Below are 12,399 nucleotides of genomic sequence, written 5' to 3'. Positions count from 1 at the left end.
CTTCATCGCTGATGGACGGGTTGTTCGATCTTCGCTAGCTCGCCAGGAGGCCTTCGGGCCAGAGAAAGTCTAGGAAGAATCCGTTGGGGCAGTGTTCCACGCCGAGATTCGCGGCCCGTTCGTGCTTTGCCTTTCCGCAGAGCCACTCTTCGCCGTCAACAGTCACCCGCAGCACCGCATCCTGACCAACTACTTTGTTGGGACAGAGTGCGCGCTCGGACAAGTAGATCATTCCTCCTTCACGCACCCCGGCTATGACCTGAGTACGCTCGGCAGGCGTCTCAGGCTTCCAGTCCCGCATTTCCGGATACCACTCCACGATCACCTGTACTCGTTCGCCTTCGTCAGGCACCACAAGCGTCCTGGGCATCAGTCTGAAGGCGTAGACGTTCTGCATGCAGACATCGCCGTTTTTCTGTACTTCAAAGCCCATGCTTTCCCAGAAGGGAATGGAAGAGCGTGGCGTGCATTGGATGCGAAGGATGTCATGCCCAGCTTCGGCGGCCTCCGCCAGCCGATGCGCAACCAAAGCCTTGCCAATACCTTGACCGCGCATGTCGTTGCGGACCTCAAGGATGCCGGGATGTACCAAGGCTCCCCACTGGTATGCGACGACCTCCTGTGACTGTTCGTCAACGTAGACAAGAAGCTTGCCGGCCTCGTGCGCTTCAACGGTCAGATTCCAATTGCACAAGAAGGTGCCGTGCACTTCGTCGTTTTCTTGCGCTTCAAGCCAGGCCTTGATGAAGCGCATGTCCGCGTCCGTTGACCGGCGTGCTTGAGGGCAGAGGCGTGGCTGGACAGTGCTCATGGTCGTAGACCTTCTTGGCGAGGCCACTCCTCGGCCCACTTGGTCATCAAGCGCTCGAACACTCTCGCCATCTCCGGGTCGAGGCCAGCGTAGAGCTTCGGCACGAACTCTTTGAGGTAGCGCTCGCGACAGTCTGGGAAGTCCTTCAGATAGAACGGCAGGTGGTTGCAGTCAATGATGTCTTCGACGACATTTTTGCGCATCGATGCGCCCCGCTTCAACCGGGACTGGTTTTCGAGCAGCCAGCGCTTGAACGAGCCAGCCCATTGTTGGCGGATGCTGTCCGCCGTGGTGGTGCGTTTGAACAGAACGAGAGCAGTCCTGCCGCTTTGGTACCACGACCATTCACTATGCACGCTGCACGTCCAGCCGATGCAGCCGGCCATGTGCGCCGCTTCGGCGAATTTCGGCGGAAGGCCGTCATTTCCGACGTAGGGCATTGACACCGTCGCACTGCAATATTCCGCCCATTCAGGCTTGACCCTCCTGGTGAGCGGAAGCGACTCGTAGAACTTTCTGCGATGGTCCGAGCCAGGGAAATCCACGTGGCCGCCTCGCTGGTTCTTGAGACTACGGCCCCACCCCGGTAGGCATGCGCCATGGTCAACGCCGATGCTCCAGCGCTTCACCATGTGCTTATCCTCTGTTTCGCCGTGGCCGTGGCCGTGGCCGTGGCCGAGGTCGAAGGCCGAAGAGAATTCGGCCGCGCACCAGGCGCGCAATGCATGGATGCGGTCCCACACCCGGTCAGGAGCCTTCTCAAGTTGACGCAGCTCGGCAATCGCTTCGAGATAGCGTGGAGAAGGAGTCGGGGAGTTCAGGACGGGGCCCAACGTGAAGTCGTGCTGAACCGGATAACCGAGCTCAACCAAGCGGCGATTGAGCTCAAGCGGCTCGAACATGTCGAATTCGAGTGCCTGCATCAATGCCGGCGGGTCGGCCTGAAGTGCCGCATGCGTTTTAAAGCCAAGCGAAGTCGCGATGGCTTCGCTCAGGTGCGCGGAACGTACATTGGGGAAGCGCGCCTGCAGCCGGTTCTTTAGGGCTCGCAGTGCGATATCGGGCGCGGGCTCGACAAAAGCGAGAGTACCCGGAATGGGAGATGCGCGAAAACTCTCGCGCGCAGCAGAAGTAGATTGGGCCATGAAGGCACTCCTGTCATAGGTAAGACCAGCGTTCCTCGATTACGCGCCGGCCTCCGACGGAATGCGGATAGGCAAAGCGAATGGGTGACTTTCTTTCCGATTTAACCCGAGGACAGGTTGGGCCGGATGCCGGCGTTCAGTATAGGAGAAACGGAGAAAAGAGTCTCCCAAAAGCGCGACTCTTGGGACGCCGTTCATTTCGCCCTCGACCTGGGCTGAAGAACAGCCAAGAGGGGGCAGTTGAAAACAGCCCGCCGCGAGAGCTCGTCTAAACTGTGGCCGCGACCCGCGGGCAAACTCATGAAAGAGGGCATGAGCATCGAACTACAGATTCAAGGGCAAGGCTTGGCCGTCGAGCTAAGGCCAGTTGAGCCAGTTTCGACACTGCAGCGCGAGGTCCAGCGCAAACTCGGGCGCTGTCTGATTCGTCTTCAGCAGTACGAACGCTTGATGAAGGCGCTCGCCGTTGACTTCGAGATCGCCGGCCCTTCCGATGAACTGATAGCCATCCGACAGAAGCGCGGTGAAGTCGTCTCGCGCATGACGCTCGGACAGTTGGTCGCCGAGTTGACCGGGACTTACCTGCAGCCAGAGCCGCCGGACACGGTCGAGCCCGAGTGGAACCCAGTCGACTCCCAGCGCATCTGGTTTCGCATGCAGACACGGATGGCACTACAGCCGGAAGACTACGAACGCGTCGTGGTGGGACTGAAAGAACTCGTCGCGCTGCGCAACGAGCTCGTGCATCACTTCCTCGAACGATTCGACATCTGGTCTGAAGCTGGATGTCATGACGCGGATGCGTACCTCGACGTTGGAATGGCGAAGGTCGACGGCCACTACGCCGAGTTGCGTCAATGGGCGATCACCATGGACCAAGCGCGCAGCGCAATGGGGGCATTTATGGCGAGCCCCGCATATACCGACTTGCTGTTTGATGGCATCCGCCCGGACGGGACTGTCGACTGGCCGACCTGCGGCATCGTGCGGTGCCTGCGCACGGCTGAAACGGTGCTGGCTGTCGACGGGTGGGCAGACCTCGGTCAGGTCATAGAGCGAATGAACCTCATGCATCCTGAGCAGGCACTCAAGCGTTACGGCTGTACGACGTGGCGGCAGGTGCTGCACGAATCCAAGCAGTTCAAGATCCGCCGTGACCAAGGCTCGGCAGAGCGCCCAGGCCGCACGGAATTCCAGAGCCTCACGAAGCCGCTACAGTCCAGCGATACCAACTGATCATCTGGCACGGAGCCGTCGGCAACAAGAATGTTGGCCACCACTGGAGGGAATCTTGGCTAGAAAGAAAACGAGTCTTGCGGAAGATCTGATGGATCTGGTGTCCCTGCTGCCATGGTGGGGCGGCGTCGTTCTTGCAGTGATCAGCTACCTGCTCTTGCACAGGCTGGCCACGCCTCTATCACCGGTCGCGCTTCAGCCAGGTCAGGTGGCTGACTTGATGGTCCGCTCGATGGGCACCGCGCTGGCGACCGTCGGCCAGTACGTGGTGCCGCTGATCTGCCTCAGCGGTGCGGGAGTCTCAGCATGGCGGCGGCACCAGCGCCGAACCTTGATCTCGAATACCGCACAGGCCAAAGGCGCAGATGCGCTCGACGGCATGCCGTGGCGCGAGTTCGAGATGCTGGTCGGTGAAGCTTTTCGTCTGCAAGGCTTCAGCGTCTCTGAAACCGGCGGTGGTGGAGCAGATGGCGGCGTGGACCTGGTGCTCTCGAAGGGCACAGAGAAATTCCTCGTCCAGTGTAAGCAGTGGAAGGCCTACAAGGTTGGGGTCGACGTGGTGCGCGAGCTGTACGGCGTGATGGCAGCGAAGGGTGCTACGGGCGGGTTCGTTGTGACCTCCGGCAGCTTCAGCGAGGATGCCAAGGCCTTTGCCGATGGCCGCAATGTCAAGCTGGTGGATGGGCATCGACTGTTCGGTCTGATCAAGCAAGCGCGGCAATCGCTGTCTTCGCGTGTCGAAACCGCCGACAGGTTGCACCCGGTCACACCATCGAGCCCACCAAGTGTCGCGGCTGGCGCAACCGCATGCCCCGCATGTGGCTCGGGGATGGTCAAGCGCACTGCCAAGAAGGGCGCGAATGCTGGCGGTCAGTTTTGGGGATGTTCCCAGTATCCGTCCTGCCGGGGTGTCCGGCCGATGGCTTGATATGGGCTCCAACCACACTGTGAACCGGCTAGGGCCTGTTAACACAAACGAAGTCCGTCGGCGATCAGCGCGAAGCTGATGAAGCCGACGAACATCACGTCGAGTTTCTCGAAGCGAGAGAAGATGCGGCGATAGCCCTTCAGGCGCCGGAACAGTCGCTCCACCTCGTTGCGGCGTTTGTACATCTCACGGTCGTACTCCCAGGGCTGGAGCCGGGTCTTCAGCGGCGGCACGACGGGGATGAAGCCCAGATCGAGCGCGAGTTGCCGGGTCTCATTGCCTTCATAGGCGCGGTCCATGAGCAGATGTAGCGCTCGATCCGGCGCGCCCAGGCGGCTGAGCAGTGCGCGCCCTGCAGGCGCATCGTGCACTTGGCCCGGTGACAGCAAGAACGTTACGGCCGTTCGAGCATCCGCGGCAACCATATGAATCTTGGTGGTCCACCCGCCTCTGGATCTTCCGATCGACTGGGGGCCGTTTTTTTTAACGCCCCCGTGCCATCGGGATGCACCTTCACGATGGTGCTGTCCAGCGACACGGCCTCGATTCTGATACGCACGACTTGGGCTTGCTGAAGCTCTGCGAAGACGCGGTCCAGCACGCCGCTCTTGGACCAGCGGTTCATGCGCGTGTAGATGGTGTGCCAGTTGCCAAAGCGCTTGGGCAGGCCGCGCCACTTGCAGCCGTGCTCGGCGACATACAGGATTGCGTTCAACACACTCAGATTCGACAGGCTGACATTGCCCCGCTGAAGGGGCAGGCAGTGCTCGATCTGAGCGAACTGGGCTTGAGTGATCTCCATGCATGAAGTGTCTCGCATCCCTCATGGTTGGCTCAATTAGTGTTAACACGCCCTAGTCGCCCTCTCATGTCTCTTTGCCTCTTGCATGGCATCAGCGGCGCCACCGGTCTACCGCTGCGAGACGAATGGCCGCGTCGCCTATTCGGATTCTCCCTGCGTGGGCGCGAAGATCATCGATGCAACGCCGAATCAAGGTGTGGACAAGATGTCGGGACAGTCTCGCAAGGGACCAGAAGTGCGGCGCGCAGAGACGAACAACGCGTTCGACGATGCTCTGAAGCCGTTGACCGGGAAGTCGCGCGGCGAGATGGACGTATTGCGGCGTCGAGTGCGGCTGCCGCCACAGGATCAAGCGGAATGCGCGCGGCTTGACCGCCAGTTGCCTATGCTCGAAGGTGGAAGCGGCAGTCCGGACGCCAAGGCGCGAGCAGAGGAAGAAGTACGGCTGTATCAAACTCGCAAGAGATTCTTCGATCTCAAGTGCTGATCTGTCAGGTCTGGCCATGCGCAACGCTGCGATGGCAATGTAGCGATAACTGCACCGTATCGCTACATTGGCATTTGCGGCGGCGAAGTTATGGTGAGTTCAGTTCCTGACAACCACCATTGTCGATAGCTGAGGACAGTCAGCCTATGCCCGTTGACTGGCTGAAGGATGTCGGCCTCAAGTGGGCGAATATCTTGCTGTCCAACATGGCCGCTTCAGACTCGGTGCAGTTGTCAGCACGATTGGCCCTTACCGCGATGAGTGGCCACCAGGCGCATGAGACGTCCGACGATCGCTTCACTTTCACCATCGGTTAAGGACCGCGCCCATGATGCAGCCCTTTCTAGTGGGTGAAGAGGAAATACTCCACTTGGTCCATCTCGCATTGGGCACGGTCCGCTACCTGTCTGGCTAGCCGGAGGTAGGCAAGATAGGCGCGCGGCGTGCGCGCCACGCCGACGTCGACCATGTCGAAGACCAAGGGATTGGTGACCTGCAGCTTGAGAAGACCGGCGGCGACCCGGTTGTCGAAGATGAGCGGATAGCGATGCCCGCCGTCGGCCTTCCCGAGGAAATAGAGGTGCTTCGTCAGGAAGCTGGTCCCGCAGCGGGGGATGTCCTTGAACCGCTTGTACGCGGCTTCGATGCCCAGGTCGCTTGCGACATCCATGCCCCTAAGGGTCTCCTTCAGCATCACCGCATCCTTGAACATCGTAGCGACCTTCCATGGACCGCGGTTGTCCCGTCGCCCTTCGGCCGCCGCCTCGTGGCCCCACACCATGGCTGCGACGAACTTCTGCTCACTGGCGACATCCGCTCTGGCGTAGTATTTGGTCAGGTCCGACCGCGTCCAGCTGTCGCCAAGGCCGTCCTTGATGGCGTCGATCATCTCCAGCAAGTGCGATGCGCCTTTGAAGGTCTGTACCCAGGGCGCGTAGTGAATGACCGTGCGGTGTTCATCAACGTTGAGCGTCCGGATGAGGTTGTCGTGCTCGGCGGCGATCATGGGCTGACGGTCTCCTTATATCTTTCACGTTCAAGCTTCAGTTATCAACGAATCAGCCCCAATGGCCGTGGACCTTTCTCAGCGTAGTAGTCCAACACCCGACAGGTCCTGCAGCAACCCACGCGCTTGGTCGTACCCAGGAAGATCGGCGCGCAAGCTCCGTACCAACTCGTCAACATGCTCAGCTACCTGGGCACGGATAGTGTTCTCGGACGGGCTGCCGACTGGCCGAAGGCGCATGAACGGAATGCCGGCTGCCGCGAACAGCCGGTCCTTCTTTCCATCATTGCGCTGCTGGCGCTCCGTGTCGTGCCAGACCGAATCGACTTCGATGGCCAACATGGGCAGGTATGTAGTCGAAGACACGACGACGATGTCTACACTCGCTCGCAGGTAGTAGCCAAAGTCGTCCTCGTTTACCAGCTCCTTCATGCGCTCGTAGCTCATAACGCTCTGTAGTGAGCAGTTCGGAAACACGAGATGATTTGGGCACAGCTGCACTAGTACTTGGTAGATGGTGAACTCGCGCTGGCTATTGAACACCTGTTTGACCGCACTGGTGCCCTGAGAGCGAACAATCCTGCCGAGCACCGCATGCTGGGACTCGCGTTCAAGCAGTGGCGCGATGTGCGGATTGATGCGGAAGGTCTTTTCCGTGACCAAGAGCATCCCGAGTTCGACCAGCTTGTCGTAGTGCCGTCCGGCCCACGTTAGGTCCATGCCGGCGTACTCGGCCACCTCGGCCAGTCCGTTGTAGCTTTTGATGCTGGCGAACACGCTGAGCAGCTTTCGTGCAGGTGCGGTCAGCGATGGCCAGCGGCTCACGGCCGTCCGCTCGAACTGGTTGCGCTTGTTCAAGCTTGCAAGTCGCGCCTTCGCATCCGTCAGGAGCTGCTGAACCACGTCGGTGTGGCTTGAGGTCTTCACCTTTTCTTGGAGCTTGTCGACGAACTGCTGCACTTGATCCAGGTCATCGGACCGCGCCCAAAGCAACTTAGCGTTCTTCACACCGGCGTCGGGGACGTTCTCTGCAGTGTCGAAGTCAATGAGATAGTAGTGCAGTGCATCACCGGGGTCGCCCGCGACCTGTTCGAGGTAAGCCAGGCGAAATGCATGCCCCTTCTCAAGAAGGTCATCGCTGAACTTACGTGCGAGGAGCAGTAACTGGGCTCGTACTTTGTCACCAAGCTTGGACAATGCGTTGAAGATGTCTTCCGCGACCTCGCGTACTTCCTGTCCGGGGAGGTCAGCTACCGCTATGCTGGCAAGACGGTCGAGGTGAGGGCAGGGGACTCGCTGCTGTTCGATGCGACGGCGCAGCATGGCATCGACACCATTCATTCGGGGCCTGTTTCGTATATCTCGGTGGTTTTCACGCTGCGCGAGTGAGGTTGGACATCGGGCGTGGTCCCGACCGATGCTCGCTTGCATTGTTGAAGGCGCTGGCGTCGATGCTCGTGAGCGACCTTCCTCCGGAACCTTGCTTCGCTCCGGTTTTCTCTCACAGCATGCGCGAGAAAGTACTATGAAGACGATGCGCGGGTGGTGCTCGAGCCCGTGCGCGCTTTACTGGCCAGGAACGGCATTGAAGCCCGCTTCGAGCACCGCATCGGTCATCCCGCCGAAGAGATAGCTTCGTTCGCGCAGAAGGGTAAGCGAGGGCCCAAGGCCCTCTTGACGATCGGACCTCGTAGCGACTACAGCAGATCGCTCTCGCCGTCGTTGACTTCATCGATGAAGAGGTCGTCCGACCAAGCCATCCCGATCGCCTTGTCCAGGCGCTTGAGCAGCGCATTGAAGGTCTCGCCATCACGGCGCACGAGCATGGCCAGGCAGCTGCTGCCGTCGGCCGCTGTGGCAGCGCACTCGTGAGGCGGCAGCGCGCCGATGTTGATGTCACCGCCATCGGCGATCAACGTCTCGATGTTCCTCGTCGATCGCGCCATGGCAGCGTCAGAGCTTGATCGCGGCCAGGCGGTCGTTGGCCTCGGTGGAATCGAATGCCTTGGGATCCCAGGTCTTTACGCCGATCCATTCGGCCAAGTTCTCGTGCTCCGGGTCATCGGGATCGGCCATGGCCTGGACGAAGTCGGCATAGCCTGGAATGCCGCCGCAGTCCTCGGGCGGCGTCGCGCAGGCGCCGCCGACGCAGAACGGCAGGGGCAGCAGCGGATCCGGTGCGAGCTTCTTCTCGACCTTGATGCGGTGGTCCCAGTAGTCCCCGAAGTCGTAGACGTAGCTCAGCGTCGACCGGTTCAGGGCGGTGGTCAGTCGCGTGCTCTCGCTGGTGATCGCGCCAGGATCGTCGTACATCGGATCGGGCGTTCCATAGCGCTCGCCGTCGCCGGCGATGAACTCGTGCAGGTGCGAGTGGCCCCATCCGAACGCGGCCTGGATGACCAGGTGAAGCTTGAGCAACGTGATCGTCTCGGGCACCAGCACGCGGCGCCAGACCTTGGGCTTCGTGCCGCGCAACTCGATGTGCAGTTGGAGGATTTCCGGGGACGTCTTGATCCGATGTACCTTGGTCGCCATGCTCAGGCTGCTTCTCGTTGATCGTCGGCGCGTCGGCCGATGTTCCACGGCAGCAACTCGTCGATGCGGTTGATGGGATGGTCGGCGATGCACGTCAGCACATCGCGCAGATAGGCCTCGGGATCGATCCCGTTGAGCTTGGCCGTCTCCACAAGGCTATAGATCGCCGCAGCGCGTTCGCCTCCCGCGTCCGACCCCATAAAGAGGTAGTTCTTGCGGCCGAGGCTGACGCCGCGCAGCGCGCGCTCGGCGGCATTGTTATCGATCTCGATGCGGCCGTCGTCGACGTAGCGCGTCAGCGCCTTCCAGCGTGTGAGCGAGTAGCCGATGGCGGCGGCGATCTCCGACTTCGCCGACACGCGGCCCACCATGGCGCTCAGCCAGGCGTGCAACTCGTCGAGCAACGGGCCTGCGCGTGCCTGGCGCTGTCGTCGTCGCTCGCCGGGCGGCTGGCCACGGATGTCGGCCTCGACCGCGTACAAGGCAGCGATGCGCTTGAGCGCCTGCTCGGCCACCGAGCCCGGCGCTCGTCCCAGACTCAGGTGCAGATCCCACCACGGTCGTCTCGCGTGAGCCCAGCAAGCAGCTTCCGTGACGCGGCCACTGCCGTATAGCTTGCCCCAGCCGCCGTAGGCATCGGCCTGCAGAATGCCAGTAAAGTTCTTGAGGTGCGTCTGCGGATGCTCGCCCTTGCGATCAGGCGAGTATTGGAACCAGACAGCCGGTGCATCCTGGCTCGCGGCCGGGCGATCGTCTCGCACGTAGACCCACAGCCGTCCTGTCTTGGTGCGCCCGCGCCCCGGGTCGAGGACGCCCACCGGCGTGTCGTCGGCATGCACCTTCGCACCCGCCAGCGCGTAGCGCCCGAGTGCGGCCACCAGCGGGTCAAGCAATTCGTCGCCCTGGTCGACCCATCCGAGCATCGTGGAGCGATCGATGAACACGCCGTCGCGAGCGTAGATGCCGCTCTGCCGGCACAGGGGAATGTGGTCGCAATACTTCGAGACCATGACATGCGCAAGGAGCCCCGGCCCGGCGACGCCACGCGCGATCGGCCGGCTCGGCGCGGCGGCCTGGAAGATCGTCTCGCAGGCCACGCACGCGAGCTTCGGCCGGACATGGCGGATCGCCTTGAAGTGCGCGGGAACGTACTCGAGTTGCTCGGAGACGTCCTGACCGATGAGGCGCAGTCGGCCACCGCAAGCGATGCAGCCGCATTGCTGACCGTTCGCATCATGGTGGTCGGAGGTCGTCTCGGGGCGATAGGTCTTTGTGTCGCGCGGCAGGTGCGCCGGCAACTTGCGATCGGGCTCTGGCGTGTTGGCAGCGTCCTTCTTCGGGGGCGTCTTGGAGCCCGGAAGTTCATCCAGTGGTTGGCCTTCGATCAGGGCGATCTGAGGGCTGTCCAGTTGTTCGCTGGAAGCTCCGAACCGGGCACGATCGCGCCGCAGTACCTGCAGCTTGAGCTTGTCGATCATCAACTTGAGTAGCGCCACTTCCGCCTCGTACGCCTCGACGACGCGCAGCAGCGAATCGACAGTCTGGGGCGGGTTCGAAGTGGTCGTCACAGGGCTCTACTGTGCCCGGCTCAACAGGCCTCGACATCGGGGCCATCCCCGAGCCGAGTTCATACAGTGATTCAGGCAGCGAGTTCCGGCTCGTGCGTGCGCATCGGCATGCGCCAGTCGATGCCTTCGAGCAGCATCGACAACTGCGCGGGCGTCAGCGACACGCTGCCAGACGTCGCCTGCGGCCAGACGAAGCGACCGCGTTCCAGCCGCTTGGACAGCAACATCAGCCCCTGGCCGTCGAACCACAGCACCTTGAGGATGTCGCCGCGTCGACCGCGGAAGACGAAGACGTGACCGCAGAACGGATTGGCCGCGAGAGCGGTCTGCGCCATCGCGGCCAGGCCGTCGAAGCCCTTGCGCATGTCGGTGTGGCCAGCGACGATCCACACGCGCGTGTTGGCCGGCGCGCCGATCATGCGGCGCCGCGCAGCGACTGCAGAACGCAGCGGACGGTCGCGTCATCGACGACACCGCGAAGGCGCACACGAGAGCCTCCGATGTCGATCTCGATCGTGCCGGTTGCGGGGCGGCCCGCCGGTGGCGCCGGTGTGGGCGCGACGACATCGACTTCTTGCGGCGCCTCGATCGATACCGGCAGCAGCACGGGCGTTGACGGCCCCGGGGGTTTGCCCTGCCGAATTGCGCTGCGCGCGGCGCCACGTGAACAAAAGATTCGCGTTGATGCCGGCGTCCAACGCGATTGCCGACACGGACGCGCCAGGCAGCAGGCTTCGCGCAACCAACTCGCGCTTCAGCTCCGGGCTATGTTCGCGCCGCCCACGGGCGCCTCGAGTGACTCGATCGTTCATGATGTGCATTACCGCCTTGATGCACACCATCGCAGGTGCGCTCGATCAGACGATCGTGCTCATCGCCTGGCGATCTGAACAGAGGGCCCTGGGGCACCGCTTACCGTTATCGCAAGCTGATCAGCTGATCAGCTGATCAAGCAACTGCGAGTTTAGTAGGGTGCTGGCCAAGGCTGTCGTGGGCCGTGGTCTTCGATGCCCGTTTCAGACTGATTGCTGAAGTTCATCAATGACAGCTTCGCGGACTTTCAGTCCTGGGCAGCGAGTCCAAGGGCGATGTCGTGGGGCGTCTTGCCAGGCCGCCAGCAGAAACCTCGACTTGAACCACCGGTAGCCACAGGCCCTACTTGCTGCGCCTTACCGCAACTGGAGACTTAGCCCTTCCCGATACCCAGGGCTTATGGCGCTGCGCCACGGCCCGTCGCGCGAGAAGTCGACCTTCGTCACTGCCACAAAAGCCTGTAGCACTGCAGCTCATGTGCCAGGTTGCGCATCTGGTTCCAGACCTGCGCCCTCGGCATAGCTTTCTCGATGTGAATTTGATCCACTACCTTTGCGAGCAACGACACCGGCGCCTCCCCCGTGAGAAGCGCCACCTCGAGTTGCTTGGCATTCATCGCGTGCTCAAAGCTCACGCTGGCCGTGGCCGCGGCGCGCTCCAGCGCCGATCTGCTTAAGGGCGCGCTCTTGCGAAAAGGTGACATCGCCGACCGGTTCACCGTGACGTTCATCGACAGGCCGATAGATTCCAGCAGAGCCACAGCCTTCGCGATGCTGAGATTGCTGATGGACTGCCTCTCCACGGCGTTGACGGTCGAGCGTGATAGTCCGCTGATGCGGGCAAGAAGATCTTGGGTGAGGCCCATCTCCGTTCTGCGAGCGCGAACTGCACTGCCGATTTCGTGGAGAGTGGACATACTGAAGATTTTGCCATTGGCGCAGATTGATGTGCAATATATTCAACATTCGATGCGCACGCTGTCTGGGTTGGAATCAGAGCGCCTCGATGTGCCCCTGCCGGACCGTGGATCCACGCACCCTGACCAGCGGCGCAGCATATAGCCCGCGT

At 61.6% G+C, this 12,399-nt stretch carries 15 protein-coding genes and 3 pseudogenes; 6 read left to right on the top strand and 12 right to left on the bottom strand.

Features of this window, described 5'->3' with window-relative positions; translation table 11 throughout:
• Positions 1-34: 34 nt before the first annotated feature.
• Positions 35-754, bottom strand: a complete 720-nt coding sequence (locus ACTG4X_RS36105; protein WP_179830575.1) for a GNAT family N-acetyltransferase — start codon at positions 752-754, stop codon at positions 35-37.
• Between the two features lie 53 nt (positions 755-807).
• Positions 808-1,956, bottom strand: a complete 1,149-nt coding sequence (locus ACTG4X_RS36100) for a hypothetical protein (RefSeq protein ID WP_440534509.1) — start codon at positions 1,954-1,956, stop codon at positions 808-810.
• Between the two features lie 312 nt (positions 1,957-2,268).
• On the opposite strand from ACTG4X_RS36100, the gene ACTG4X_RS36095 reads away from it, so the two are divergent.
• Together ACTG4X_RS36095 and ACTG4X_RS36090 are read left to right on the top strand one after the other, a co-directional pair.
• Entirely contained in the window at positions 2,269-3,192 is a 924-nt protein-coding gene (locus ACTG4X_RS36095; RefSeq protein ID WP_179830574.1) for an OST-HTH/LOTUS domain-containing protein, read from the top strand.
• 52 nt (positions 3,193-3,244) lie between these two features.
• The gene (locus ACTG4X_RS36090) at positions 3,245-4,120 is read left to right on the top strand and encodes a restriction endonuclease (protein ID WP_440534688.1); all 876 of its coding nucleotides are present in this window, start codon (positions 3,245-3,247) and stop codon (positions 4,118-4,120) included.
• 38 nt (positions 4,121-4,158) lie between these two features.
• Here the strand turns inward: ACTG4X_RS36090 and ACTG4X_RS36085 are convergent.
• Positions 4,159-4,922 (bottom strand): IS5 family transposase gene (locus tag ACTG4X_RS36085; protein ID WP_440534508.1). Its coding sequence is split into 2 segments (ribosomal slippage): positions 4,159-4,607 and positions 4,607-4,922, totalling 765 coding nucleotides; the frame shifts between segments, so codons are not numbered across the junction.
• 85 nt (positions 4,923-5,007) lie between these two features.
• On the opposite strand from ACTG4X_RS36085, the pseudogene ACTG4X_RS36080 reads away from it, so the two are divergent.
• From ACTG4X_RS36080 to ACTG4X_RS36070, 3 genes and pseudogenes are all read left to right on the top strand, one after another.
• Positions 5,008-5,073, top strand: a pseudogene (locus ACTG4X_RS36080) (DUF4124 domain-containing protein); the annotation flags it as partial.
• A gap of 6 nt (positions 5,074-5,079) precedes the next feature.
• Positions 5,080-5,409: a DUF4124 domain-containing protein gene (locus ACTG4X_RS36075; protein WP_440534693.1), complete on the top strand. Its 330-nt coding sequence runs from the start codon at positions 5,080-5,082 to the stop codon at positions 5,407-5,409.
• A gap of 146 nt (positions 5,410-5,555) precedes the next feature.
• The gene (locus ACTG4X_RS36070) at positions 5,556-5,726 is read left to right on the top strand and encodes a hypothetical protein (RefSeq protein ID WP_179830573.1); all 171 of its coding nucleotides are present in this window, start codon (positions 5,556-5,558) and stop codon (positions 5,724-5,726) included.
• Positions 5,727-5,752: 26 nt separating this feature from the next.
• On the opposite strand, the gene ACTG4X_RS36065 is transcribed toward ACTG4X_RS36070, so the two are convergent.
• Entirely contained in the window at positions 5,753-6,415 is a 663-nt protein-coding gene (locus tag ACTG4X_RS36065) for an 8-oxoguanine DNA glycosylase OGG fold protein (RefSeq protein ID WP_097201188.1), read from the bottom strand.
• Between the two features lie 78 nt (positions 6,416-6,493).
• Positions 6,494-7,084 carry a DUF2726 domain-containing protein gene (locus ACTG4X_RS36060; RefSeq protein ID WP_257015158.1) on the bottom strand — a complete coding sequence of 197 codons (591 nt, stop codon included), beginning with the start codon at positions 7,082-7,084 and terminating at the stop codon, positions 6,494-6,496.
• Positions 7,085-7,642: 558 nt separating this feature from the next.
• On the opposite strand from ACTG4X_RS36060, the pseudogene ACTG4X_RS36055 reads away from it, so the two are divergent.
• Positions 7,643-7,804: pseudogene (locus tag ACTG4X_RS36055) on the top strand (cupin domain-containing protein); the annotation flags it as partial.
• Positions 7,805-8,112: 308 nt separating this feature from the next.
• Here ACTG4X_RS36055 and ACTG4X_RS36050 read toward each other — a convergent pair.
• The 7 genes and pseudogenes from ACTG4X_RS36050 to ACTG4X_RS36020 all read right to left on the bottom strand — a co-directional run bounded on the left by ACTG4X_RS36050 (position 8,113) and on the right by ACTG4X_RS36020 (position 12,196).
• On the bottom strand, positions 8,113-8,361 hold the full coding sequence (locus tag ACTG4X_RS36050; RefSeq protein ID WP_440532701.1) for a hypothetical protein: 249 nt from the start codon (positions 8,359-8,361) through the stop codon (positions 8,113-8,115).
• 7 nt (positions 8,362-8,368) lie between these two features.
• Entirely contained in the window at positions 8,369-8,950 is a 582-nt protein-coding gene (locus tag ACTG4X_RS36045; RefSeq protein WP_440532700.1) for a plasmid pRiA4b ORF-3 family protein, read from the bottom strand.
• A 2-nt stretch (positions 8,951-8,952) separates the two neighbouring features.
• Complete coding sequence (gene tnpC, locus ACTG4X_RS36040; RefSeq protein ID WP_440534507.1) at positions 8,953-10,518, bottom strand: IS66 family transposase; 1,566 nt, start codon at positions 10,516-10,518, stop codon at positions 8,953-8,955.
• A 71-nt stretch (positions 10,519-10,589) separates the two neighbouring features.
• Positions 10,590-10,937 carry an IS66 family insertion sequence element accessory protein TnpB gene (tnpB, locus tag ACTG4X_RS36035; protein ID WP_440534506.1) on the bottom strand — a complete coding sequence of 116 codons (348 nt, stop codon included), beginning with the start codon at positions 10,935-10,937 and terminating at the stop codon, positions 10,590-10,592.
• Entirely contained in the window at positions 10,934-11,125 is a 192-nt protein-coding gene (locus ACTG4X_RS36030) for a hypothetical protein (RefSeq protein WP_440534692.1), read from the bottom strand. The genes tnpB and ACTG4X_RS36030 overlap by 4 nt, the downstream gene beginning before the upstream one ends.
• Before the next feature lie 67 nt (positions 11,126-11,192).
• Positions 11,193-11,330, bottom strand: a pseudogene (locus ACTG4X_RS36025) (transposase); the annotation flags it as partial.
• A 443-nt stretch (positions 11,331-11,773) separates the two neighbouring features.
• Positions 11,774-12,196, bottom strand: coding sequence for a helix-turn-helix domain-containing protein (locus ACTG4X_RS36020; RefSeq protein WP_440534505.1), 423 nt, complete (start codon positions 12,194-12,196; stop codon positions 11,774-11,776).
• Positions 12,197-12,399 lie beyond the last annotated feature (203 nt).

Origin of the sequence: Variovorax sp. YR566, assembly GCF_051992195.1 — a bacterium.
Lineage (GTDB): Bacteria > Pseudomonadota > Gammaproteobacteria > Burkholderiales > Burkholderiaceae_C > Variovorax.
This window is presented reverse-complemented; position numbering and strand designations above follow the sequence as displayed.